The sequence below is a fragment of the Mucilaginibacter paludis DSM 18603 genome (assembly GCF_000166195.2).
Taxonomy (GTDB): domain Bacteria; phylum Bacteroidota; class Bacteroidia; order Sphingobacteriales; family Sphingobacteriaceae; genus Mucilaginibacter; species Mucilaginibacter paludis.
The window spans coordinates 6,364,429-6,388,891 of record NZ_CM001403.1 but is presented as its reverse complement, the minus strand read 5'-3'; the positions used below and the strand labels follow the sequence as shown (position 1 = coordinate 6,388,891).

Sequence of the window (24,463 nt, the reverse complement as noted above, 5' to 3'; positions counted from 1 at the left end):
TTATCCATTAAAAAAAGAGGCTGTCTCAAAATACTGAGATGGCCTTTTTTATGTTTTTTTGGATTTTATATTATCCTTTGACTGTACCGTCTTAATTTGCTGTTCTAAACCGATTATTTTCAAAAGAGGCACAAAAACAGCTTTTTTAAGCTGCTTTTTTCCTGATGTTTTGTGCAATTGCCAATAACCCCCATTCGATTGCCACTTTTTCCTTGCCGCGGAGCATAAAGCGGCGGAACCCGTGGTTCTGTTTGATATTTCCGAAAACTGGTTCAACATCATAACATCGCTGCTTTCGTTTTTCGATGCCCTTTTCACTATTGAGCAGTCCGTACGCTATTGCTTTATGTCGCTTTAGATTTTCGTTAACCTCTATAATTCTATTCCCCTGAGATTTATGGCAGGCCCCATTTAATGGACAGCCAGAACAATTCTTTGCCTGATACCTTTTGCTGGTCTGCTCAAAGCCGGTACTTGTTTTTCGCTTTCCATCACCGATATAGTGCATTCTTTGTCCCATCGGGCAGATGTAGCAATCCTGGGCCGGATCATAGAACAGTTTGTCGGCACTAAATGGCTGCTTGGTATTGTAATGTTCGCTCTGCTGTTTATCGAACATCCCATATTTAACATAGGCTTCAATATTCCGGGCTTCTAACAGGTCATAATTTTCTTCACTTCCGTAACCGGCATCTGCAGTAATAGTTTCCAGGGTTTTACCATAACTGGCCTTGTGTTGCTCTAAATGCGCTTGTAATGTCGTGGTGTCGGTGGGGTTCGGGTGGATGGTGTAATTGACGATGAACTGGTTGGATGTGGAGATCTGAACGTTGTAGCCTGCTTTAAGCTGTCCGTTCTGCATGTGGTCTTCCTTCATCCGCATGAAGGTTGCATCGGTATCGGTCTTGCTGAAGCTGTTTCGATTGCCCAGAATGGCCTCTTTGCGTTCATATTCGGCTATTTTCTTGGGGTATTCCCTGCTTACATATTTCAGCTTTGCCTTCATCTTTTTACTGGTATGGGGCTTCTCGGCCAGTACCGCGTTGAGCGTATCCACCGTATCCTGTACCCTTTTTGGGCTGATATCCGTAAAATCCGGTGGTTCAGGGAGGTTATCTTCGGCTTTGGCTATACTTTGAGCATATTCCCAGATTTCACCCAGCGCTTTTTTCATCTTTTCCTTATTGGTCTGGATCGCCTTTTTCCATACAAAAGTGTATCTGTTGGCATTGGCCTCTATCTTGGTGCCATCGGTATAGACTTCTTCAATGCTTAACAGGCCTTCTTCGGCTAACAGTTTTACTACTTCCTCGAAAACGCTGCGCAGGGCGTCCTTAAGGCGAACACCACGAAAACGGTTAATGGTATTGTGGTCTGGATAGCTCATTCCGCTCAGCCACATCAAGTTGATGTTCTCTTTACAGGCCGTTTCCAGCTTTCTGCTGCTGTAAACGTTGCTGACATAGCCATAAACCAAAACTTTTAGCAACATCTGTGGGTGGTAGCTTGAGGTGCCCTTAATATGATAAGCGTCCAAAAGACCCTGTATATTGATCCTGTTAACAATATCATTTACAATACGAACAGGATGACCTTTTGCTACAAGTTCATCTAAGGTAGGCGGAATGGCCATGACCTGGGATTGGTAGTAGGGCTTGAAAGTTGGTTTTCCGGATGCCATAAATCATAACTATTTATACTTAAATATCTGAAATTCAAATGAATATACAAAATTTTTAATTGAAAACATCCGTTTTTTTTTAACAAGAGGCTGCCTTTTTGTGAAGTGAACCCCAAAAGTTAGACAAAAACTTTTGGGGTTTATTATTTATGTCAAAGCACACATTTGAAGAGAAACTTGATGTAGTTTCTCAAGTAAGAAAGGGAAAGCCGATTCTACGGATATCCCGCGAACGCCATATCCGTGAAGGCATGATATTGGAATGGGTTCGGAAATATGATCTTTATGGCGAAAGTGGGCTGCTCAAACAACCTAACGTCAAGCCCACGCCTGATTTCAAAGAAGAAGTTGTAAGGCTTGTCATAGAAAAAAAAGTACCTTTAAATCAGGTTGTTCTGGAATATAGATTAAGCAAGACTGCTTTAGAGCGCTGGGTAAGATCAGTACGGGTTGAGGGATATGCAGTACTATACCAGCAAAAGAATCCTGGACGACCACCTAAATGCATGGGAAGATCAAAGAAGCTTGAACCTGAAACAGAAGTAGAGAAGCTCCAGGCGGAAAATAGCCGTTTGCGGGCGGAGAACGCACTATTAAAAAAAGTCACGGCCTTAGTCAAGGAAAAAGAAGCCCGCGAACGCATGAGTGGGCAAAAGCCATCGAAGAACTAAGGCCCGAACATGATGTTTCAATTCTATTGGATTGCAAACAGATGGCTCGTTCTGTATTTTATTATCATCGCAAGCGCCTAAATGATGATAAATACAAGCATGAAAAAGAAGAGATCGCAAGTATATACCACTTGCATAAAGGCAGATATGGTTATCGGCGGGTCACCGCCGAAATGAAGAACCGGGGTTATAGCATAAATCACAAGACTGTCCAAAAATTGATGGGAACATTAGGCCTAAAATGCAATATCAGGAAAGTAAGTTATCGCTCATACAAAGGTGAGGTTGGTAAAATTGCCCCTAATGTACTTGAAAGGGATTTTGAGGCAAATCTGCCTAATCAGAAATGGGCTACGGATGTCACTCAGATGAACATTAAAGGGGAGAAGATCTATTTATCTCCTATAATTGACATGTTCAACGGGGAAGTCATTTCTTATAGTATTTCAAAATCTCCAAATATGCAGATGATAGATGAAATGTTATATGAGGCTTTTGATAAAGTGAAAGATATAAGGGGACTTATTTTTCACTCTGACCAAGGGTGGCAATATCAACATTATGGATATAGAAAGGCTTTGGAAAAACATGGAATTATTCAAAGCATGTCCAGAAAGGGAAACTGCTTGGATAATGCCTTGGCCGAAAGCTTCTTTGGGATCTTAAAGACAGAATTACTGTACAAACAGAGCTTTGAAACTGCGGAAGAATTTATAACTTCGTTAAAAGAATACATTCATTACTATAACAATGAAAGAATAAAAAACAGGTTAAATGGAAAGAGCCCGGTGGAATACCGAGCTCTCGTACAAAAAACTTAATTTTGTAAACTGTCCAACTTTTTGGGGTCACACCATTGAGACAGCCTCTTTTTTTTGACCTTAAATTTCAACTATGTCCTTCAACAGAAGAACACGCCAACTACCGATACTACTTAAAGCTTCCCGGTCTGCTACTTTTTCTCCCACCATCAGTAGCTGTTGAATATTCTAACGAGTACTGACCATTATTCAAGCCGTTATAATATAAGGCTACATTTCCGTCATTTTGAACCCACATATATGCCCGGCGCGCGTTCTCAGTCCCGCCAGTTCCAACAGGGGCTTCTGTGTAAGATGCCCAAATGTCGGCTTCAGCACCTGTACTTGATACTTTTCTTAGTATAATGTTGCCATCAAGTGCGTAATATAATCTATATGTCCAACCGGATGAGCTTCTATTGGTTCTGCTGTCCCACAAGCCTACGTTAGCGGAATTGTACAAAACCAAGTTTCCGTCACCTTGTAAAACGAATCTATAAGCACGGTTTTGTGAATATATTGTGTTTATTCCGTCTGATGATAGTATGGGCTGATCGCTCGTGTGTATAGCATCAGCGGGCATTACGCCAGACAAAAATATAGACCTTGAAGCCCAATATGTGGGAATGCCGCTACCTTGCGCAATTTGTGTAATTATTGTTGGCTGCTTACTTTGAATATATTGTTCAACCGCAGCCTTAACTTGGGCCTTTTTATTCGGGTCAGCAATAAAATCGTAAATATACACAGCTTTTACTACACCAATTAATGCAGCATTGTAAGGAGTAATGCTTTGTTGCCAGGCACCAAGGTTTATAGCTTGACTAGGATTGCCATCCTTATCAATTGATATAGTTGTGCCTGCGTTTGAGCCTCCATAAAAGTTTACCTTGTATTCTCTATCAGCAGTTGAATTTGTTATTTGAGTTATCTCACTTGAATTCCTGTTATAGTTAAGATTAACACCGATGATGTTAAGTACACTAACCCCTAATCCTACCTTTATATCTGATGTTTTTTTAGAGTAATCAGTTGTATTGTAATCAGAACCGCTGTAATCAAACTTAAGAATCCCACCTATATCAATGCCTAACAATACATGTGTCCTGTATTTGGCAATTAGGTCATCAGCCCCCATGTTAGCTATATCAGTTTGAAATTGCGGCGTTAGATATGACATTAGCAAAGATTGAGAAATATCACTGGTAAACTGCAACCTTCTAATTCTTTGTATAGATTCGTATGTTGCATACGAATATCTGCTTGAGTAGCCATTTTTATTTTCGTCGGATGTGTTTTTACTTACGCTTCCGGTAAAGGATACTGGATTTTTATTATCCGAGGTGGCTGTAGTAGCCCCAAAGCTACCGCTAATGCCATATCCCTGATTAGTAGAAATATCTTGCAAATATTCCAGTACTGTAGCACCGGCAAAGCTAACGTCTGTACCTGCAGTAGTGTTGTTTTTGTCAATTCCGTTGGGATAATCATTGACGAATCGAGCCATGTCAATGATGGGAACATTAGATTGACTGTTAATATCTTGTAAGTTGCCAGTGACATCCAATCCGTAACCCAGGACATCATTTACACCATCTGCACCAGGAAAGGATTTAGTCAGGTCGTTATTGGTTTTAAAAGTGTCAGAAGGTACAACGTCTGTTGAACGTTTACATGACCAAAGCATAGTCGTTACGACCATTAAGAATAGTAATTTTTTCATATTGAAGTTTGGTAAATATTACTATCAAATATAAAATATAATTATATAATTACATTTTTAATATAAAATATTTTTTTCAAGATATCATAATTCTTAAACTCGTGTTCGTATGTTCACCATCTTGTATAAGTGCTAATATCGTTCAGGGGAGATAACCGGAGATTTTACTACTGATATTTTTTCTTCGAACATCAGTCGTAATTCTCCCACATTTAAGGTGATTTAAGCTTATATAAGGAGCAATAAGGGTTTATAAGCAACTTAATTTCTCCTCAAATTTCCGATCTCAAAAAGAGATATTTTTGAGTAACAACTTAGGTAACCAAAACAAGAAAGCATTGCTAATTATCCAAGAATTTGGACAAGATAATAATACAACTTATTAATAATCATATATTTATATACATGAATTATCGATATTTTGTGTTGTTTGGTCGGCGTATTTGCCGATACAGTACTTAGAATATGATTATCAGAAAGTTACAGGCTTTGAGGTACGAATTTTAAGATAAGCATAAATAATTGAAAATCAAAATTTTATTTATACTCTTTTTTATAAAATTTTTCTTTCTGATTACAGCATATTACACCTAACACAGGTACAGTTTTTGATAAAAAACTGTCATTTTTAAAAGAAAAACTAAAGAAGTGATAATTAGCGTTTGAGGACGTGTAAGGCTTGATATTCCGCGAGGCTTGACCAGGCCATTCGTGCGCTTTGGACCACCGGGTATCGTAGGCAATAAGGGAAACCGCAATCAGCAATAAATAAATTAATATGATCAAAGTTTTACGGAATCAACTGTTTGCTATTCCGTAACGGGGTGGTCAATTGCCTCCGGAATGTCCAGTAGGGATTGAAATTGGTTTTTAGGAGCTATAAATTTCAATTATTGTATTGAAAAATACCCGCTTCTAACAAAAAAAGGCACAGCCTTTTTGAGAAAACCTCTTTTTTATCCGGGATTTCAAGTTTACGGCTTTCGTAAGCCATTGCTTTTCATCTTGCTTAAGAATTCAGGTGTAACGCCTATATAACCGGCGATGTACTTTTGTGGCAACTTCATCATCAGGTCAGGATATTTGTTATAGAAATTCCAATAGCGCTCTTCTGCACTAAGGCTGAGGATTTCCATCGTGCGGGCCTGAAAACGAATTAATGAACGTTCGGTCAAAATCCGGAAGTATTTTTCGAAAACTGCACCTGACAACAACAACTTTTCTTTGGTCTCCTTTGTAAAGAATAAGATCTCCGTGTCAACGATGGCCTGGATGTTCAGTTCGCTTGGTTTGTCATCATAGAAGTTCTGCAAACTTCCTGTCCACCAGCCAGGTGTTGCAAATCCAAGAATGTGCTCTATCCCTTTATTGTCTAATAAGTAAGTCCTAAGGCACCCGCTCAATACATAGCAACTGATGGCTGCTATTCCACCCTCATGAATGAGGTATTGATTCTTTTTTACCTTTTTGTACTGAGCCAGGGAATTTAGCGCCAAGACTTCATCCTCGCTTAAACTCACATAGGTTTTAACATGGTTTTCGAGCGAGGCGGTGTCAAATTTTGGATCAGTCATTAGGGTAAGTCTAGTTATTTCTTAATCTATGTTAAGCCAATTCAATAAGGTACATTATTTCAGTGACGCATGCGAAGGTCTAATTTTGTGCCAGTAAATAACTATAACTTTTAAAAATAAATTTATGAAAAAATTATTCAAATCATCAGTTCTAAAAGCGCTATCGATCCTATTCGTTTTAAGCGCGAGTTTTACAGTAACTAACGCACAGCAGAAAAAAACTACGCTGATCAATCCGGATGACGCTGTTTTCTTATTTGTAGACCATCAAAGTGGTTTAGTTCAAACCGTCCACAGCATGCCGGTTGGAGAATTAAGGCAAAATCTTGTTGCTCTTGCAAAAGCATCCGAACTCTTGCACATCCCCGCCATTTATACTGCATCAGTTCCGACAGGACCAAACGGTCCTACACTTCCTGAGATAAAAGACAATGCACCGAATGCAAAGTATGTTATCCGACAGGGAGAAATCAATGCCTGGGATAGCAAAGAATTCGTTAATGCAGTTAAAGCTACAGGTAAGAAGACTATCATCATCTCCGGTATGTGGACCAGTGTATGTGTAGTGTATCCTGCCTTGTCTGCACTTGGAGAAGGCTATACTGTTTATGCAGTTGCTGATGCCAGTGGAGATATCACGCCTGAAGCCCATAACCTGGCTATGCTCCGCTTAACCCAGGCAGGCGCTATCCCGGTAACCTGTGGTGCCGTGCTTCCAGAATTGATGAAAGACTGGAGAAGGAAAGAAGCCGGAGATTTTGCTAAAATACTGGCACAAATGGTACCTAATTTCCAGGCTGTTATCGAACAATACTATAAAGCACAGGAAGTTGCAAAATCAGAAAAATAATACGTGGCCCTGTATCCTAATGATACATTAAATACTAAGCCAATAAGAAATGGTTGCTCCTGAAAAAGCAACCATTTTTTTAAACGGCTTTTGTCATTATATAATACGGCTTAAGTCCATTACCAATTTCTGTAGGTTACAACATTAAAAAAGGAGAGAAAAATGTTACAATTATTAAAAAAAGAAGACCAGTTTAATAGAACAATATTCAATGGTAATTTTATTGCAAACAAACCAGTAGCTACCGGAGCACAAGCTCAAGTTAAACCTTATTCCTGTTTATTTTATTGGAGTCATGCACGGGCAATTGACCAATGTGAGTTTGGATTGCATCCGCACGAAGGGTTTGAAATAATGACTTTTATTTTAGAAGGAAGTGTAGCACATTACGACACGGCGACAAAAGTTTGGACACCATTAGAAGCAGGAGATTTCCAGGTTATTCAATCGAATAGTGGACTTCAGCACCAGGAGAGAATTACTAAGGGAACAAGAAACTTCCAAATTTGGTTTGATCCTAATTTTTATGAGACCGTAAAAAAAGCGCCGTCATATACTGATTATCAGAGCAAAGATTTTAAACCGATAATTGAAAATGGAGTTAAAACAATCATTTATGTCGGAAAAGGAAGTATTGCCGATGTGCTTACGCCAGGGTTATCGATCAAACGCCTTTTTTTCGATCAGAAAAGTAAGTATAATTTACAACTAAATAAAAGCAGTAGTTATACGTTTTATGTCTTAAAAGGCGATACCCTCATCAATGGTAACGCTTTAACAACAGATGATGCGGTTCGAATTTCAAATCTTGAAAACCTGGAAGTGGAGTTCGAGATAGATGGTGAACTGTTTTACATTGAAACGCCGTCAGTTCCAAATTATAAAACGGTTTGGAGCTAACTGAGAATTTTATGTCTTTATTGATCAGGAGTCTTTTAGTTAGGTACTCGCCAATAAGAAATGGTTGCTCCTAAAACAGCAGCCAATTTTTTAAAACCGCTATTGTAATATATAATTTTACCATCATGGAAATAGGAATAGACAGTTTTGCTTCGGCAATGTATGGTACCCATAACACCTTAAGCAGTGTGGATGCTATGGAGCAATTGCTCGATAGGATCGAACTGGCCGATCAGGTCGGGCTTGATGTTTTTGGTATCGGTGAACACCACAAAAAAGAGTTTTTAGATTCTGCCACGGCTATTATCCTGAGTGCAGCCTCTGCAAGAACCAAACGCATCCACTTAACAAGTGCGGTAACCGTTTTAAGCGCTGCTGTCCGGGTTTATCAAAATTTCGCAACGCTTGATTTAATATCTAAAGGAAGGGCAGAGATTGTCGTTGGCCGTGGTTCGTCCATTGAAGCTTATCCGCTATTCAGATTTGAACTTAAGGATTATGACCAATTGTTCAAGGAAAAATTGGGCTTATTGCTGAAAATACGGGATAATGAATTTGTCACCTGGTCCGGCAGGTACAGGCCTGCTTTGAATAACCTCCCGGTTTATCCGAGGACCGTCGTCACCAATAATGTAGGTCCTTAGCGCACCTTTCACTACGTAATTGCGGTACCTGGAAACAAAACCGGGCTGGTCAAGAAACTGCTTCCGCCTAACTTTCTTCGCTCTTAACAGCGAAGCCAAAAAATCTTCTTCCGCTTTGGTGAGCGGCATTTGTTTGGTCACATAATTCACTAAAGGCGAAACATCGTCCATCAGGACAAAAGTAAAAAATTCTGCGCTGGATTTAAGGATGCGGCGTTTGTAGTAAATATTTGTAGTGTCAGTATAGATTTCGAGGATTTTTGCTTTATCAATTAAAAAAAGCAACTATTACATTAGCCAAAAGCAACACAGTACCTGGATACAGCATATTAGTTTTAGAGCTGTATCAAGTATACCGACCATCTCTGTAATTGTGTTAGATACCTTTATTGGATTAAAATTGAACGTTTAGCGGATACTTTTTGAACGTTGGCCTATCGGCTCACTTGGATCAAGGGTTTACCTTTGACCTATAATCAAATATGAAAACAATGACAACAACATTCAGTAAAAACGAGCGAAGAATTGCAGGGGCTTTATTTCTCGGCTATCTCCTGAATAACTTTAACCCTGTGCTGGCTTCCCCAGGAAGCCATTTCATCAATAATAGGTTTAAGTGTACTTCCATAGGCAGTAAGCTCATACTTAACGGTAACAGGTTTGGTGTCCATAACAGTCCTCTTGATTAATCCGTTTATTTCGAGTTCTTGTAATTCTTTTGACAGCATTTTAGTTCCTATACCATCAATGATCCGCTGTAGTTCGGTATAGCGCTTTTCTCCAAATACGGACAGGCTTGCGATGATCATGATTTTCCATTTTCCGCTCAAGATATCTTTCACATCATTTATCGCCTTAAACCGTTGTAAACAGGCATTTGAGATCATTTCCATTATTATTCTTATTAGTAAGTTCCTTTTGGGAAGCGACTTCCCTTTGGGACAGCCATTCCTTTTGTAAAGTTACATGGATTAACTTTGCGATACAAGAAATTAATAAAAGAATTAAAATGAATACAAAAAAATCAAGCGCGGTAGTGCTTATTGAACAGGCCGGATCACCGGATGTTTTGAGCTATCAAACCGTAACGCTGCCGGAGCCGGGTGAAGCAGAAGTTTTAATTGCCCAAAAAAGCATTGGGGTAAATTTCGTAGATGTTTTTTTCAGAAACGGAACGTTTCCGATGGATGCCTACCCCGCACCCGTAGGTTCGGAGGCGGCTGGTATTATTGAAGCTGTAGGACCTGGCGTAAAGGATTTTGCCATTGGCGACCGTGTGGCTTATCCTTTTGCTATTGGGGCTTATGCAGAAAGCAGGATTATTCCTGCAACTGGTCTATTTAAACTTCCTGATGACATCACTTTTGATCAGGCTGCTGCCGTTTTAGTTAAGGGGCTCACTGCCCACATGCTCCTCAAACAAGCTTACATTTTAGGGGCGGGCGATATGGTCTTGATACATGCAATGACAGGTGGGGTCGGGACTTTATTGAGCAATTGGGCAAGGGCCTTGGGTGCGATAGTTATCGGGACAGTAGGAAGTGCCGCTAAAAAAGAGCTTGCCTTAAAGCGTGGTTTTGAGCATGTCGTCGACTTGCAATCCGAAGATTTTGCTGATGTAGTCAATAACATCACTCAAGGCAAAGGCCTGGATGCGGTATATGATGGTACCGGTGAGGCCACTTTTCAAAAATCTGTTGACTTGATCAAAGCCGGGGGCAGTGCGGTATTGTACGGCTGGCCTTCTGGCATGCCTGCTATAAACGCAGAAGCAATGGAGCAAAGGAACATTCAATATGCAAATCCGGCCCTTTATCAATACCTGGAAGATCGGGAAAGGATAACTTTAGCGGTCACTGAAATATTTAATTTGTTGAGAGCAGGCATATTGAATGTTCAAAACACAAGCATATACGCGTTAGCCGATGCAGGGAAAGCACATGCCGATCTTGAATCACGCAAAACCACAGGCAGTATCATCCTCCGTCCGTAATTATTATTCATTCAAAAACAAAAATCATGAAAATTCAAAAAATCGTGTATTGGATCTCTACCGGCCTTCTTGTGCTGGGGATGTGCGCCACATTTATCAATTATTTTTTTAACCCGGCCTTCAAAGCCATTTTTGCCCACCTCGGGTTTCATGACTGGTTCCGTGTAGAACTTGGAGTGGCCAAGTTGCTGGGCGCATTCGCTGTAGCTATTCCTTCAATACCCGCGCGGATGAAAGAATGGGCCTACTTTGGGTTTTTCATAAGTTTTACATCTGCGGTAATTGCCCATTATAACGCTGGCGACCCGGTTTTTAATATGGTAGCACCCTTAATTATGCTGGTGATCTTGTTGGTATCTTATGTTACCTACCATAGGATTGCACTGGCAAAAACTAATTAAAGTGTAATTAAAAAAAACGGCTGTTCACATCGAACAGCCGTTTTTCACCGCTTCGTCAAGTTCACTCTGCCTGCGGCATGAATACATAGCAACTTGCTCAATGAAGATTCTCTAAAAAGCGGGTCGAATTCTATCCGGTATTCAGCGGACGGAGTTGCAAACATTTTTCCCGAAAATGTTAATGTATCTTTGATCATGGTTTATTCTCCCTTCGATAGCCCTGAGCAATGGCTTGCAGTTCTCGCTGTTCGAATTGGCGCTACCATCGAAAACGGCAGCTTGTTGTTAGATGGTTCAGCCGACCAGGGGACGATCAGGCTATTTCCGTTGGAAAATGGCCTGATCATGATTTTGACCGAGGTGAAATCAAATGTTAGTATCCCGAAATTACAGGATCATCTACCGCCGGATTACCTGTTTATGAAATTATACCTGCCCGAATATAGTTTGGATACGGCTGTTAAATCTGGCTTTGAATATTACCAAATAACAACTCCTGGAGTTTTGCTATGTAATTCACGCCTGCAATTACGATCAATATTTAAGATCCAGCAACAATTTAAGATTCTATCTTTTGCTATGCATGCCGACTGGCTCAGGCAGACATTTCCTTCCAACTCCATATTTTCAGAAAAACGATTATTCGATTCGCCTTTTTTCAGATTTGAAAATGTCACGCCTGCGATATTACAGTCCGCATTAAATCTGTTTACTTTTAAAATAGCTTCCGGCGCATTTCATTTGCGTATGAAAGCCATTGCTTATGATATGCTTAGCGATCTTTTTTTAGCTTTTGATTTAGAGGCGGGGGCAAATTTTTCTACTTTTAAATATCAAAGTGATATTGAAGCCATTTTCAGGATCAGGGAACAATTGCTGAGCTATAAAGAAATCAACTATCCAACCATTGAAGTTCTGGCAAAACAAGCTGCGATGAGTCCTTCCAAGCTAAAAAAGCTGTTCAGTTCAGTTTTCGGTATGCCGGTTTTTGAATTTTATCAACATCACCGGTTAGCTTATGCGAGGAAGTTGATTGAAGGACGAAAGCATACCATTGGTGAAGTGGGTTTGAAAATAGGCTATAATAACCTGAGTAAGTTTTCGCAGGCTTATAAAAAGCAGTTTGGCTATCTGCCGAATCAAACATTGCTACCCGATCGGGCTATTAGTTAACCTGTACGGGCTATTCATAGCCACAAATGCCGCTTACCTTTGGCTCCATGAGGAAAATAATTGTAATTACCGGGGGAACCGGGGGCATTGGCTATGCTGTTGCCTCAGCACTTGCTCAACAAGGCAATAATATCATCTTCCAGGGCCGCGACTCCGCTAAAGGTAAGAAAATTGCGATGGAGCTTTCGAGCACAAATGGTTCCACTGCAAGATTTATCGCCGCTGATGTTTCCTCTGTAGACGGAATTAAAGACCTCGCTACGGCAATAAAAAAATTAACCAATAAAATAGATATCTTCATCCAGGCTACCGGGGTACTAAATTCTGAAAGATGCGAAACGAAAGAAGGGTTGTATGGGAGCTTTGCTGTAAACTATCTATGTAAATTCATGTTGGATCATCTTTTATTAGATGAATTAAAACACGGACAAGGCAAAATAATTATTGTAGGGGGGCCACTTAGGAAAGGTGCCACTATAAACTTTAATGACTTACATCTGAAAACCAATTATTCCCTGTTTAAAAGTATAGGGCAAAATCAGCTTGCCATTCACATGCATGCCCAGGAATTCAGTAAACGATATGGCAGCACGATACCGATTAATGTCGTCAATGCCGGAATGGTGAAAACCGGTATTGATAGAAATGTTAAAGGCTTTATGAAACTTGTGTTTCTGGTTCTGGGACCAATATTGGCTAATAGTATTGAAAAGGCCATTATAAACGTTATTGCACTGGCTGAGACAGGTGGCAAAGATTCAGGCTATTTTTATCCAAAGGTTGCAAAGCCGGCAATTAAAGAAAAAATAAATTTAGATGTAGCTGTTGCAGTTAAGCTATGGGATGAAAGCCTGAAGATTGGCAAATTAAACGCATAGAAAAGATCATGTCGAAAAGAATTTTAATATTGGGCGCTACCGGGAGAACCGGCAAACATGCCATACCGTTCGCATTGGCAAAAGGTTACCAAGTAGTTGCATTAGTTAGAGATCCGGCTAAGATCGGTGTTACATCAGATGACTTAACCATTGTTACAGGCCTTCCGACAAACGCTGATGATATCCGCGGGGCCATGAAAGGCTGCGATGCCGTTCTCAGTTTGTTAAGCCCTTTAACCAGGGGAGAAGCCATTTCTTTCAGAAAAATAAATGCTCCGCGTGTTCTGGAAAGAAGCATGATCAATGTATTACAGGTAATGAACGAATATGGAGTTAAACGTATTTTAATCTTATCATCTGTCGGGGTCGGAGATTCCTGGAAATATGCGCCATGGTATGTGAAGCTATTGGTGAAGCTGACCAATTTCAAAGTTATATTTGCTGACCATAACGCGCAGGAACGTTTAGTTCAGGCGTCCGGGACAGACTGGACAATTGCCAGGCCGGTCGGGTTGAATGAAAACGTAACTGCAGGAAAAATAGCAGTTACCTATGACCATACGCCGAAGCCGTTCCAGATGAGCCGGAAACTGCTGGCTAAATTCTTTATTGATAATTTATACAGTGAAACTTATATTCACAAAGCTCCTATGTTGTCAGAAATATAGCTGTCAAAAACATCCCACTTTCTGGTTGTACAAACATTCTCGCCATTTGATCTGCAGAAACCGAACAAATTGAAGAATTTGCAAAAAAAGATTTAATTGCCAAATTTACTTTAGTTTTCCGTAAAGCCATTTTGGAAACTCTGCCTGAAGGCCACGGGTGATTGCCTTGTTTTTTGCTTAAATAATTTACTAAAGGACGGCACATGTTCGAAACCGAGGCTATAGGCAATCTCGCTCACCGTCAGATCGGTATTTGAAAGTTTCAGTTTCGCAGCTGCGATGAGTTTTTCATGGATATGCTGCTGGGTATTTAAGCCGGTCAGCGCTTTCAGCAGGCCGCTGAGGTAATTAGGTGATGTATGGAGCGTTTCGGCTACAAACCGAACCGTGGGGATACTATGGAGCAGCTGCTCTTCGCTGCCGAAATATTGGTCCAGCAAGGTTTCCAGGCGGCCCAGCACCTGGTGGCTACCGCTTTGCCGGGTGATAAACTGGCGATGATAGAAACGGTCCGCGTAGCCCAACAGCGCTTCGAGTTCCGCTACGATGATCTGCTGGGAAAACCGGTCGGTATAAGCCTCACATTCCTGCCGGATGTGATTGATCAATCCATTCAGGATCTGTTCTTCCCGCTCGGACAAGAAAAGCGCCTCATTGGCCGAATAGCCGAAATAACCGTAATACCCGATGTTTTTCGATAGGGCCGTATTAGCCAGAAAATCAGGATGCAGCAACAGCAACCAACCCGAGGGTTCATTGTTGGCATATTCATTGAGCTCAACCCGCAGCACCTGTCCGGGCGCCAGAAAAAACAGGATGCCCTCGTCAAAGTCATAGGATTGCTGCCCGTAGATCATTTTATAGTTCAGCCCCCGCTTGACCGAGATCGAATAAAAATCGAATACTACGCTTAACCCGCTTCGTTCCTGCGGATGGCGGATCATGGCATAGTCCACCAGGCTGATGAGCGGATGCAGCGGCCCGGGCAGGCTGTTCAGCCGGTGAAATTCGGTAATGGTTTTTACCCTGTATGGTGCAACACTGCTCATATTACGAATGTAAGTTTTTCGACCGTGCTTTTTGTAAGGTCTTATCCAGAAAATTAAGGAAGAATTCCGGCATCAGCCTGCTCATGAGTTTGAGCACTTTGGAAAGTCCTGGTTTGATCTCCAACTGATCGTTTAGTATTCCTTTGATAGCGATAACAATCATTTTGTTTGCAGCCATATTCTGGTTGCTATCCACTAAGCCAGTAAACTCTTTTTGCAATGGGGTTTCCGTACTTGGCGGGGCGAGTTCGAAAACCTTGATCTTAGTGGCTTTTAGTTGCAGGCGTAGCACACGGGTATAGGCGCGCAGTCCCGCCTTTGCGGCGCTGTAAACCGGCGAGATTGGGAAAGGAACAAATGCCAGCCCCGATGAGACGTTGATAATCGCAGCCGCTGGCTGGGTGAGCAGGTGCGGCAGGAATTGCTGCACCATCAAAATGGGGCCGGAAAGGTCGATGGCTATTTCGGCTGTGATGTCCCGCTGACCCGTATCCAACAGGTTGATGTTACGCATGATCCCTGCATTATTGATGATGATGTTCAATGCCGGGAATTGCGCCGTAACCGTTTCCGCTAATTGCTTAATGGCTTCGGGGTCGCTGACATCGCTCTGGAAAATATGTATCTGCGGGTATTGCTGCCTGACTTGCTCCAGGCGGGACATGTCCCTGCCGGTGATCAGGATAGCTGCGGGCCCCTGTGCTATCAATTGCTTTACGAATTCGAGCCCGATGCCGCTGCTGCCGCCGGTGATTAGTATGGTGCTGTTTTTTAATTCCATTGTTGTATAATTTAATGATACAAAATTGCCTGATTGGTAGGAATGATGTTTAACCGATTCCACTATTGCGTTAGCCAAAAGCAACGAAAAGTGCAGGCAAGTAAAGCATCGGTTTTAATTTTAATTTTATTTTTAAAATAGTCAATAATGGCGCTGGCGACCAATTAGGGGCTGCCGCCTTTATCTTTATTCCAGGGGCCTGAATGGTCAATCCCTTTAAATGTTTTCCGGGTAGCACGATGGTAATTAATACCAATTTTCAAAATAGTAGTCTGTAAAGCTACCAGTTATGTTACCGCAGATGATCTGAACATTCTGTAAAATAAGGCATTCAGCTCATTATAACCATAGATGATATTTCCGGCTGAAGACAGATCGGTTACAGCATTTGAGAATAAGAGCATGTTTGATTATTCGGTTACTAACTCAAGCTTGCCATTAAATGAAATAAATAAACTGGCGCAATTAATTTAAACGCCTGTAAATACTTACCTTATATTATTTTTATCACACTGAAAATCAATGCGAAAAAATAATTGTGTATATTCGTTTTGCAAATACAGCGATGAGGGACTATTTGACATTATCGGACAACGAATTATCAGCATTGTTAATAAGCGGTGATCACCGGGCTTATGAGCAATTGTACCATCGCTACTCTCGTCTGCTTTTCAGCTACGCGATGAAAAAGTTGCGCGACGAAGAACAAGCCAAAGACATCACCCAGGAATTCTTTACCGAGCTTTGGGATAAGCGTGAAACCACGGTTTTCAGCACCAATATTTCAGGATATTTTTTTTCTGCCATCAATAACCGGATCGTCAATTATTTCTTGCGTGAGAACGTGAAATCGAAATTTGTCAGCTATGTAGCCGACAATTTGCCGGGCATAGTAGCGAATACCGATCATTTGATCCGTGAAAATCAATTAATGGCCTTAATTGAAAAAGAAATTCAGCCCTTACCACCCAAAATGCGGGTCGTATTTGAAATGAGTCGCAAACAACATTTGAGCTATAGAGAAATCGCCGAAAAACTGGACATCTCCGAACGTACTGTAGAAAACCAGGTTTCTAATGCTTTATTCCGATTGCGCACCAAGCTCGGTTTGGTATTTTTCCTGCTCTATCTGGCCAATAAATAAATTTTACTTTTTTTTATTTTCTTTCTATGGGTATACCCATCGTTCCTTGTCATAGCTTTTAATTAATGTTAACATTCACTTAACAGCTATGTCATACGAAAAAGCGAAAGAACTCCTTACGAGGTATAAAGATGGCACCGCGACCGACGAAGAAAAAGCAACCGTCGAGAAATTGCTGTTTAGCTACAATGACGATCCGCTTGATCTTTCAGAAGAACGCTACGATAAGATCATCGAAGAAGTTTGGGATGAACTTCCCAAGCCGGCAACAACCTTCCACCGTTTTCCAGCCTGGACAAAAGTAGCCGCTGCGGCAAGCGTCATTATAGGCTTATCAGCGGCATTGTATTTCATTAAATTAAAGCCAACTCAACAGATGGCACAAAACCAAGTACATGATATTGGTCCGGGCAGTAATAAATTAATCCTGACCCTCGGAAACGGCAAAAAGATCGACTTAACGGCCGCCAAAAACGGACAAATTGCAAAACAGGGACAAGCCGCTATTCGTAAAGTTTCAAACGGTAAAGTTATTTATGCTGCTTTAGCCACAGGCAACGAAGAAATACAGTTTAATACGGTTTCGGCCCCGACGGGGGGCACGGGCGCAATCACGCTCTCCGACGGAACAGAAGTATGGCTCAATGCGGCATCTTCCATTACCTTCCCAACTGTTTTCAAAGGCAACTGCCGTTCAGTTTCAACCACGGGTGATGTTATTATAAAACCGCGCCGAAACGCCAAAATGCCATTCTATACAACTTCCCGCGGTCAGACAACAGAAGACTTTGGGACTGAATTTGAAATCAACGCTTATGATAATGAGCCTGTTGTGAAAACCACCTTAATTGAAGGAAGTGTAAGTATTGCTGCCAATGGCAAAAAAGTAATGTTAAAGCCCGGTCAGCAATCTATTTTGAGTGGTAACCAATTAAAAGTGGAGCCGGGTAATATCCGGAATGCCACAGCCTGGCGCGATGGTGAATTGCGTTGCGATGGTGAAAACATCCAAACCATCATGAGGATGATTGAGCGTTGGTATGATGTTGACGTTGTTTACGAAGGCAAAATTTCGACCGATGGCTATTACGGCACAATTTCAAGATACAAAAATATAAGCCAGGCATTACGCATGCTGAGCTATTCCAATCAGGTACATTTTAAAGTGGAAGGAAGGAGGATAACGGTAACGAAGTAAAAAGCCTACTTTATTTGGAATGCTCCAAAGATAAGCCACCCCGGCGGTAACCGGAATGGCTATAAGATTTGGATTTCTTAATTAAAACTATTCATTAACCGCGTTTTACCTGCCCCATCTTCGACAATGAAAAGGTGCCACGCTAAACCCAATCAAACAAATGTACAAATTTTACCCTAAAATTTTTGTGCAGCCGCATGGCTGCATCTCTAAATTACTGTTAGTGATGAAGTTAACAACTTTACTAATTGCAATCGCCATTTTACAGGTAAGCGCTGCTACTTACGGACAAAAAGTTACCATCTCTGTTAAAAACGCTTCGCTGTTAACTGTGTTTGATGACATCAAGGCGCAGACGGGTTATGATTTTATGATTTCTACGACGATTTTAAAATCTGCAAATAAGGTTTCTATAACGGTTAAAAATGCAGAGCTTGAAGATGTATTAAAACAGTTATTTCATGATCAGCCATTGACATACGAGGTGGATAATAAAAGTATATTAGTAAAACAAAAAGAAACCTCGTTATTAACAAATCTTAAAGACAAGGCAAGCAAAGTTTTTAATCTTCCTGCAGATATTCTTGTTAAAGTCACCGATAGCCTTGGCCAGCCATTAGTTGGCGCATCAGTAAGCTTAAAAGGAACCAGGTACAATGCCTTAACGGATAATAAAGGCGATTTTTATTTGCCTGCTGTACCACAAGGTAAATATACCCTGATAGTGAGCTATATTGGCTATGCCAAATCGGAAAGTAATATAGTTATAGATGGTAAAACATTAAATTTAACTGTTGTTTTGCATACGAGTACATCTGCGCTCGATCAAGTCCAAATAATAGCTTATGGTTCGGAATCTAAACGCTTTAGTGTTGGCGCTGTTACTACGGTTAGTGCCGATGTAATAGAAAAGCAGCCGGTAACCAATCCTTTAACGGCGTTGCAAGGGCAGGTTCCGGGGCTGGCTATTAACTCAACCACTGGAACGCCCGGGTCACAGGTATTAGTGCAGATAAGGGGACAGAATACGCTGAATCCTAACACCTCTCTTAACAAAGGTTATGATCAACCCTTATTTATCATTGACGGCGTACCATTTGCTCCGCAAAACAATGTCGTAAGTCAGCTGTACAGCGTTGCCAATGTGCTACCTTCCAGTGGCGGTATTAGCCAAACTGGCGGCATAAGCCCTTTTAACAATATCAACCCTAATGATATAGAAAGTATCAGTATCCTCAGGGACGCAGATGCTACTTCCATTTACGGCACGCAAGGTTCCAATGGCGTTATCATTATCACCACAAAAAAAGGAAAATCCGGTAAAACAACCTTTGACCTTAACGTTAATTCCAGCTTCAATTCGGCTGCCCGTCCCGTACAATTATTGAACACCCAACAATACCTTCAATACAGGAAGGACCAGTACACTGCCGACGGTGCTACACCCTCCAGCGATCCTAATAATTTCCTGGCTTACGCACCTGATCTGACCATTTATGATCAAAACAAGTACACGAACTGGCAAAAACTCATTTATGGTAAAACGACTAATAATACGGACATTCACGCCAGCCTCTCCGGGGGGAATGCAAATACCACGTTCATAATTTCTCCCGGCTATACCCGGTCTGATTATAATTTCCCCGGTAATTTTGCCGACCAAAGGATGACTTTGCATAGTGCTTTACATAGTAACTCGGTTGATAAACGCTTTACAATTGACCTCGTTACCGACTACGGCTACGATCAGAATAATGCTCCGGCTTCTTTCGGGGGGCAGGATATTTTATTAGCCCCCAATTTACCTAACTTGCTGGATCCGGCAGGCAACTTAGTCTGGAACTATAAAGGGGTTGACTTAAGCAGCTACCAATTCTACAGTGCATTAAAGCAGCCCACCGAGCTTCAAAATTACAATTTAAATCTGTCGTTAAACCTGTCTTATAAAATACTGGAAGGTTTAACTATTGGCGCTAATTTGGGTTATAGCCGAAACACCTCATCAGAAAACTCCCAGGATCCTGCCTCAGCGCAAAACCCAGCGTATGCTGATGCTAATGCGAGCTTTGCCACCAACAACTACCAGACCATCAATATTGAGCCGCAACTGAATTATACAAAAGCAATTGGGAGGGGAGTGCTAACCGCTTTGTTGGGCTCAACTTATAAAAAGAACACCAATAATTCAACTAACAATTCCGGTTATGGTTATACTAACGACAATTTACTGGGATCAATTCTTGGAGCGGCTACGGTATATGATTCGGACAATTCATCCATTTACAGGTACAGTGCTGCATTTGCTCGACTTAGATACATTTATGATCAAAAATATATCATTCAAGCAACAGGTAACAGGGATGGTTCAAGTAATTTTGGCCCAGGGCTTCAATTCGGTAATTTCGGTTCTATAGGAGCAGGCTGGATATTTTCCGGAGAAAAGGCAGTCAAAGATGCCCTTCCTTTTTTAAGTTATGGCAAACTGTCCGGCAGCTATGGCACAACCGGCTCCGACGGTATTCAGGCTTATCAATACCAGGCATTGTATCAGCCTTTTTCCTCTTCTCCTGCATTCCAGGGCACAAAACAAAGCTACCCTTATAATCTTTATAATCCGGATTATAGCTGGGCAACAAAAAAATCATTGAACGTTGCATTAGATTTTGGTTTTTTTAATAATCGCTTGTTATTAAACGCAACTTATTACAGAGACCGCGAAGGGAACCAGTTAGTAGGCTATCAATTGCCTGTACAAACCGGGTTTACCACCGTATTGGGAAACCTGAATGCAACTGTCCAAAACAAGGGATTTGAATTTTCGGCGACTTCATCCAATATAAAAGCCAGGGACTTTACCTGGACAACCAATTTCAATTTAACTTTTAACCGGAATAAGCTGCTTGCATTCCCGAACCTGGCATCCTCTTCTTATGCCCAGCAATACGTAATAGGCCAACCTACCTCTATTATATTCGGTTACCGGTATAAAGACGTAAATCCTACCACCGGGCTGTTTGAGTTTTATGATAAAAATGGGAATGTTACTTCTAATCCCACCTCCGGAACCGCCGCGCAGGGTGGCGATGAAGTGCCAATTGCAAACAGGGAGGTTGATTTTATGGGAGGATTTGGCAATAACTTCAGCTATAAACGTTTCAGCCTCTATATCTTCTGCCAGTTCTCGAGGCAAAATGCCCCAAATTATCTCTCCGAAGCGTATACTTTCAATTCTTTAGCGTTGACGGCGAATAAACCTACAGCAGTGCTGAATAACTACTGGAAAAACCCTGGCGATAACGTGCCGCTTCAGCGATTGGCGAGCAGCTTCTTCTCACCGGCATTCACATCTGGCTTGGATTTCGATCAATCCAGCGGAGTGTATAGCACTGATACTTATCTGCGGATGAAAACAGTAGCGTTATCTTATGCTTTGCCCGATGCTTTATTGACGAAAGTTCATATTCGTGGTGCCAGTGTTTATTTAAATGCACAGAACTTGCTCACGCTCACTAACTATAAGGTAGGTGATCCTGAAGAACCCGGTAATTATACCTTAGTCCCTATACAGCGCATTATCGCCTTTGGTTTAAACCTCCATTTTTAAGTAATCATCATCATGAAAATATTATCTTTTAATACAAATATAAAACTGGCAGGTAGTTTGTTAATTGCAGCCCTCACTTTGGTTTCCTGCAAAAAGTTAATTGAAATACCAGCAAATCCGCCTTCTGCAATTACGCAGGCCGAGCAGTTTGCAGACAGCGCCACCACCATGTCTGCCGTAGCGGGAGTTTATACTTATAACAGTCAGGGACCAGGTTTTGGTTATAGTGATGCAAACCTCACGTTAACTACAGGACTATCTTCCGACGAGCTGTCTTATACCGGTAACACAGATCAGCAGCAATTTTACAGTTATACCTTGGCCCCGGTAAACGTTGAGGTCGCCTCGTTATGGGCATCACCTTATAAAGGATTATACCAGGCCAATGATGTACTGAACGGGATAAGCGGCAATAAGAATTTATCTGCTTCATTCATTAAACAAATTTCCGCGGAAATGAAGGTTGTTCGGGCACTTTATTATTTCAACATGGTCAATTTATTTGGTGGTGTGCCTTTGGTTACCTCAACTGATTATAATACAACAGCATATTTACCCAGGGCTGCCGCTTCCGCAATCTATAGCCAGGTCATCGCCGACCTAAACTATGCCACTAAGAATTTACCGGCAAGTTACCCTTCGGCAGGCAGGGCACGTCCTAACTTATATACCGCTCAAACGCTTTTAGCCAAGGTTAATCTATACCAGGGTAACTGGCAGGCGGCCTATAATGAAGCCGATTCCGTAATTAACTCCGGTATCTACGTGTTAACGAATAATTTAAATAACGTATTTTTAGACGGCAGTACCGAGGCAATTTGGCAAATTCCGGCTGTGCAATCCTTCTTTGCTACAACGGAAGGGCACCTTTTTGTGCCGGGTAGCGGCGTTACACCAACTTATTTGGTAACCCCATTGATGTTAAATGCTTTCGACCCGGGAGATCAACGGCTTCAGGACTGGGTAGGAACAACAGTAATCAACAAACAAAACTTATATTATCCTTTCAAATATAAAAATGTACTGGCAAGCAGCACAACAGTAGAGGGTTATATGGTATTCAGGTTAGCCGAAGTATACCTGATCCATGCCGAAGCAGCTGCACACCTCGGTAATTTGAGTGTGGCTTTAGCGGATATTAATAGGATACGAAAAAGGGCCGGATTACCGAACAGCACAACTGGCGCAACATCGCAAACTGCTGTAATGGCCGCCGTTATGCATGAAAGGCAAACCGAAATGTGTTTTGAATGGGGAAGCCGATGGTTTGATTTAAAAAGAACCGGAAACGCGGGAACTGTACTTACTGCCGAAAAAAGTGGCTGGCAGCCTAATGCAGCCCTATATCCAATACCTCAAGGACAACGTCAATTAAATAGCCTGCTTACACAAAACCCGGGTTATAATTAATAATCATGGTTAGGAATCAAGGAAGGATGTTTGTGATATCCTTCCTTGATCTTTTAATATTCTCCTCTATAATTTCCTTAAAATAAAACAACCTACAAATGAAAAGAATAATATTATGGGCTTTAGCGTTTATCCCGGTAACGGTGTTGGCTCAAAACAACGGTTTTTCCTTAAATATAAATGTTACTAAATATAATACACCTGCCAGGGCTTATTTTTCTTATCCTTTGGATGGCAAACTCATAGTCGATTCAGCAATAATTAACAACGGGATTGTGAAATTTCAAGGGACAGTCGCGGAGCCTACAATGGCGTCATTGGTTATAGATCCTCATGGCGTTGGGCACCATAAATTAAACCCGGCCAATACAGATAATTTTAACTTTTTTATTGAAAGAGGAAACATCAGTGTTATCGCAAAAGATTCTGTCAAATACGCAACTGTAACCGGATCAAAAGTTACGGATGAATATTCCGATTATAAAAAGCTTGTGGCGACCGAATGGAAAATACAGAATGATATAGTGTTAACTTTCAGCAATGCATCACCTGAAAAAAGAAGGGATACTACATTCATGAATGATTTGAAATCTAAATATGAAAGAGTAACTATAAGCGTTGAAGCCGCCGATGAAAAATTCATCAAAGCTAACCCTAACTCCTATGTAAGTGTATACCTAATGAACGCCGTAATTGGTGGCATAGTGGATTTAAATAAAGTGGAACCATTATTTAAAGGGTTATCGCCTGCTATGCAAAATACATTGGCAGGGAAGAAAATTGCTAATATGATTGAATCTTCACACATAACAGCCATAGGTGCCATGGCACCCGTATTTACTCAAAATGATACAGCCGGCAAACCTGTTAGTTTAACTGATTTTAGAGGAAAATATGTATTGGTTGACTTTTGGGCCAGTTGGTGCGCTCCATGCCGTGCGGAAAATCCTAATTATGTAAAAGCATATCAGCACTTCAAGGATAAGGGTTTCACGATGTTAGGCATTTCATTAGATCGCGCGGGTGCAAAGGATGCCTGGCTGGCGGCCATAAAAAAGGATGGATTAGAATGGACACAGCTATCAGACCTGCAATTTTGGAATAATGATGTAGCTAAATTATATGGCGTAAAAGCTATCCCTCAAAATTTCCTGATTGACCCTCGTGGTAAAATAATAGCCACAAACCTAAGGGGAGATGACCTGGACAAAAAATTAGAAGAAATATTTTCTAAATAACTGCCAATCATTTGTTTTCTGTTGTTGAGTAAATACTCACATAGGCAAAGTATCGATATCAAAAGCGCCTTACCGATTTCGGT

22 protein-coding genes are annotated in these 24,463 nt (G+C 41.2%); 15 read left to right on the top strand and 7 right to left on the bottom strand.

Annotated elements, in window-relative coordinates; all coding sequences use genetic code 11:
- Positions 1-145 precede the first annotated feature (145 nt).
- Positions 146-1,681 carry an IS1182 family transposase gene (locus MUCPA_RS26835; RefSeq protein WP_008507703.1) on the bottom strand — a complete coding sequence of 512 codons (1,536 nt, stop codon included), beginning with the start codon at positions 1,679-1,681 and terminating at the stop codon, positions 146-148.
- A 149-nt stretch (positions 1,682-1,830) separates the two neighbouring features.
- On the opposite strand from MUCPA_RS26835, the gene MUCPA_RS26830 reads away from it, so the two are divergent.
- Both MUCPA_RS26830 and MUCPA_RS26825 read left to right on the top strand, forming a co-directional pair.
- The gene (locus MUCPA_RS26830) at positions 1,831-2,352 is read left to right on the top strand and encodes a helix-turn-helix domain-containing protein (protein ID WP_008503751.1); all 522 of its coding nucleotides are present in this window, start codon (positions 1,831-1,833) and stop codon (positions 2,350-2,352) included.
- A complete protein-coding gene (locus tag MUCPA_RS26825; RefSeq protein ID WP_157544057.1) occupies positions 2,274-3,173 on the top strand; it encodes an IS3 family transposase in 900 nt (299 codons plus the stop codon). Before MUCPA_RS26830 ends, MUCPA_RS26825 begins: the two co-directional genes overlap by 79 nt.
- 109 nt (positions 3,174-3,282) lie before the next feature.
- On the opposite strand, the gene MUCPA_RS26820 is transcribed toward MUCPA_RS26825, so the two are convergent.
- The gene (locus tag MUCPA_RS26820) at positions 3,283-4,875 is read right to left on the bottom strand and encodes an MAC/perforin domain-containing protein (RefSeq protein ID WP_008510716.1); all 1,593 of its coding nucleotides are present in this window, start codon (positions 4,873-4,875) and stop codon (positions 3,283-3,285) included.
- 974 nt (positions 4,876-5,849) lie between these two features.
- Positions 5,850-6,449, bottom strand: coding sequence for a Crp/Fnr family transcriptional regulator (locus tag MUCPA_RS26810; protein WP_008510712.1), 600 nt, complete (start codon positions 6,447-6,449; stop codon positions 5,850-5,852).
- 124 nt (positions 6,450-6,573) lie between these two features.
- Here MUCPA_RS26810 and MUCPA_RS26805 point away from each other — a divergent pair, with 124 nt between their 5' ends.
- From MUCPA_RS26805 to MUCPA_RS26795, 3 genes are all read left to right on the top strand, one after another.
- Positions 6,574-7,299 carry a hydrolase gene (locus MUCPA_RS26805; protein WP_008510710.1) on the top strand — a complete coding sequence of 242 codons (726 nt, stop codon included), beginning with the start codon at positions 6,574-6,576 and terminating at the stop codon, positions 7,297-7,299.
- Between the two features lie 162 nt (positions 7,300-7,461).
- Positions 7,462-8,199 carry a pirin family protein gene (locus MUCPA_RS36430; RefSeq protein WP_008510708.1) on the top strand — a complete coding sequence of 246 codons (738 nt, stop codon included), beginning with the start codon at positions 7,462-7,464 and terminating at the stop codon, positions 8,197-8,199.
- Between the two features lie 125 nt (positions 8,200-8,324).
- Positions 8,325-8,843 (top strand): LLM class flavin-dependent oxidoreductase, encoded by a 519-nt coding sequence (locus tag MUCPA_RS26795; protein ID WP_008510706.1) that lies wholly within the window; start codon positions 8,325-8,327, stop codon positions 8,841-8,843.
- A 536-nt stretch (positions 8,844-9,379) separates the two neighbouring features.
- Here the strand turns inward: MUCPA_RS26795 and MUCPA_RS26790 are convergent.
- Positions 9,380-9,736: a winged helix-turn-helix transcriptional regulator gene (locus MUCPA_RS26790; protein WP_008510701.1), complete on the bottom strand. Its 357-nt coding sequence runs from the start codon at positions 9,734-9,736 to the stop codon at positions 9,380-9,382.
- A gap of 116 nt (positions 9,737-9,852) precedes the next feature.
- On the opposite strand from MUCPA_RS26790, the gene MUCPA_RS26785 reads away from it, so the two are divergent.
- The 5 genes from MUCPA_RS26785 (at position 9,853) to MUCPA_RS26765 (ending at position 13,956) form a co-directional block, all read left to right on the top strand.
- Positions 9,853-10,836 (top strand): quinone oxidoreductase family protein, encoded by a 984-nt coding sequence (locus tag MUCPA_RS26785; protein WP_008510699.1) that lies wholly within the window; start codon positions 9,853-9,855, stop codon positions 10,834-10,836.
- A gap of 26 nt (positions 10,837-10,862) precedes the next feature.
- Entirely contained in the window at positions 10,863-11,237 is a 375-nt protein-coding gene (locus MUCPA_RS26780; RefSeq protein ID WP_008510698.1) for a DoxX family protein, read from the top strand.
- 195 nt (positions 11,238-11,432) lie between these two features.
- Positions 11,433-12,410, top strand: coding sequence for a helix-turn-helix transcriptional regulator (locus tag MUCPA_RS26775; protein ID WP_008510696.1), 978 nt, complete (start codon positions 11,433-11,435; stop codon positions 12,408-12,410).
- Positions 12,411-12,457: 47 nt separating this feature from the next.
- The gene (locus MUCPA_RS26770) at positions 12,458-13,288 is read left to right on the top strand and encodes an SDR family NAD(P)-dependent oxidoreductase (protein ID WP_157543991.1); all 831 of its coding nucleotides are present in this window, start codon (positions 12,458-12,460) and stop codon (positions 13,286-13,288) included.
- A gap of 8 nt (positions 13,289-13,296) precedes the next feature.
- The gene (locus MUCPA_RS26765; RefSeq protein ID WP_008510693.1) at positions 13,297-13,956 is read left to right on the top strand and encodes an NAD(P)-dependent oxidoreductase; all 660 of its coding nucleotides are present in this window, start codon (positions 13,297-13,299) and stop codon (positions 13,954-13,956) included.
- 110 nt (positions 13,957-14,066) lie between these two features.
- Here the strand turns inward: MUCPA_RS26765 and MUCPA_RS26760 are convergent, their stop codons facing one another.
- From MUCPA_RS26760 to MUCPA_RS38385, 3 genes are all read right to left on the bottom strand, one after another.
- A complete protein-coding gene (locus tag MUCPA_RS26760; RefSeq protein WP_008510691.1) occupies positions 14,067-15,005 on the bottom strand; it encodes a helix-turn-helix domain-containing protein in 939 nt (312 codons plus the stop codon).
- 1 nt (position 15,006) lies between these two features.
- Complete coding sequence (locus tag MUCPA_RS26755; RefSeq protein ID WP_008510689.1) at positions 15,007-15,786, bottom strand: SDR family oxidoreductase; 780 nt, start codon at positions 15,784-15,786, stop codon at positions 15,007-15,009.
- 70 nt (positions 15,787-15,856) lie between these two features.
- Positions 15,857-16,042, bottom strand: a complete 186-nt coding sequence (locus tag MUCPA_RS38385; protein WP_040626489.1) for a hypothetical protein — start codon at positions 16,040-16,042, stop codon at positions 15,857-15,859.
- Between the two features lie 309 nt (positions 16,043-16,351).
- Between MUCPA_RS38385 and MUCPA_RS26745 the strand changes: the two genes are divergently transcribed.
- From MUCPA_RS26745 to MUCPA_RS26725, 5 genes are all read left to right on the top strand, one after another.
- Positions 16,352-16,930: an RNA polymerase sigma-70 factor gene (locus MUCPA_RS26745; RefSeq protein ID WP_008510686.1), complete on the top strand. Its 579-nt coding sequence runs from the start codon at positions 16,352-16,354 to the stop codon at positions 16,928-16,930.
- 88 nt (positions 16,931-17,018) lie between these two features.
- On the top strand, positions 17,019-18,128 hold the full coding sequence (locus MUCPA_RS26740; RefSeq protein WP_008510685.1) for a FecR family protein: 1,110 nt from the start codon (positions 17,019-17,021) through the stop codon (positions 18,126-18,128).
- A 160-nt stretch (positions 18,129-18,288) separates the two neighbouring features.
- Positions 18,289-21,732 carry a SusC/RagA family TonB-linked outer membrane protein gene (locus tag MUCPA_RS26735; protein ID WP_008510684.1) on the top strand — a complete coding sequence of 1,148 codons (3,444 nt, stop codon included), beginning with the start codon at positions 18,289-18,291 and terminating at the stop codon, positions 21,730-21,732.
- Positions 21,733-21,744: 12 nt separating this feature from the next.
- The gene (locus MUCPA_RS26730) at positions 21,745-23,142 is read left to right on the top strand and encodes a RagB/SusD family nutrient uptake outer membrane protein (protein WP_008510683.1); all 1,398 of its coding nucleotides are present in this window, start codon (positions 21,745-21,747) and stop codon (positions 23,140-23,142) included.
- A gap of 143 nt (positions 23,143-23,285) precedes the next feature.
- Positions 23,286-24,380: a TlpA disulfide reductase family protein gene (locus tag MUCPA_RS26725; RefSeq protein WP_233276901.1), complete on the top strand. Its 1,095-nt coding sequence runs from the start codon at positions 23,286-23,288 to the stop codon at positions 24,378-24,380.
- The last annotated feature ends 83 nt before the right edge of the window (positions 24,381-24,463 follow it).

Coding starts and splice junctions, on each gene's coding strand:
- MUCPA_RS26835 (WP_008507703.1), bottom strand. CDS start 1,681: ATGGCATCCGGAAAACCAACTTTCAAGCCCTACTACCAATCCCAGGTC.
- MUCPA_RS26830 (WP_008503751.1), top strand. CDS start 1,831: ATGTCAAAGCACACATTTGAAGAGAAACTTGATGTAGTTTCTCAAGTA.
- MUCPA_RS26820 (WP_008510716.1), bottom strand. CDS start 4,875: ATGAAAAAATTACTATTCTTAATGGTCGTAACGACTATGCTTTGGTCA.
- MUCPA_RS26810 (WP_008510712.1), bottom strand. CDS start 6,449: ATGACTGATCCAAAATTTGACACCGCCTCGCTCGAAAACCATGTTAAA.
- MUCPA_RS26805 (WP_008510710.1), top strand. CDS start 6,574: ATGAAAAAATTATTCAAATCATCAGTTCTAAAAGCGCTATCGATCCTA.
- MUCPA_RS36430 (WP_008510708.1), top strand. CDS start 7,462: ATGTTACAATTATTAAAAAAAGAAGACCAGTTTAATAGAACAATATTC.
- MUCPA_RS26795 (WP_008510706.1), top strand. CDS start 8,325: ATGGAAATAGGAATAGACAGTTTTGCTTCGGCAATGTATGGTACCCAT.
- MUCPA_RS26790 (WP_008510701.1), bottom strand. CDS start 9,736: ATGGAAATGATCTCAAATGCCTGTTTACAACGGTTTAAGGCGATAAAT.
- MUCPA_RS26785 (WP_008510699.1), top strand. CDS start 9,853: ATGAATACAAAAAAATCAAGCGCGGTAGTGCTTATTGAACAGGCCGGA.
- MUCPA_RS26780 (WP_008510698.1), top strand. CDS start 10,863: ATGAAAATTCAAAAAATCGTGTATTGGATCTCTACCGGCCTTCTTGTG.
- MUCPA_RS26775 (WP_008510696.1), top strand. CDS start 11,433: ATGGTTTATTCTCCCTTCGATAGCCCTGAGCAATGGCTTGCAGTTCTC.
- MUCPA_RS26770 (WP_157543991.1), top strand. CDS start 12,458: ATGAGGAAAATAATTGTAATTACCGGGGGAACCGGGGGCATTGGCTAT.
- MUCPA_RS26765 (WP_008510693.1), top strand. CDS start 13,297: ATGTCGAAAAGAATTTTAATATTGGGCGCTACCGGGAGAACCGGCAAA.
- MUCPA_RS26760 (WP_008510691.1), bottom strand. CDS start 15,005: ATGAGCAGTGTTGCACCATACAGGGTAAAAACCATTACCGAATTTCAC.
- MUCPA_RS26755 (WP_008510689.1), bottom strand. CDS start 15,786: ATGGAATTAAAAAACAGCACCATACTAATCACCGGCGGCAGCAGCGGC.
- MUCPA_RS26745 (WP_008510686.1), top strand. CDS start 16,352: ATGAGGGACTATTTGACATTATCGGACAACGAATTATCAGCATTGTTA.
- MUCPA_RS26740 (WP_008510685.1), top strand. CDS start 17,019: ATGTCATACGAAAAAGCGAAAGAACTCCTTACGAGGTATAAAGATGGC.
- MUCPA_RS26735 (WP_008510684.1), top strand. CDS start 18,289: ATGTACAAATTTTACCCTAAAATTTTTGTGCAGCCGCATGGCTGCATC.
- MUCPA_RS26730 (WP_008510683.1), top strand. CDS start 21,745: ATGAAAATATTATCTTTTAATACAAATATAAAACTGGCAGGTAGTTTG.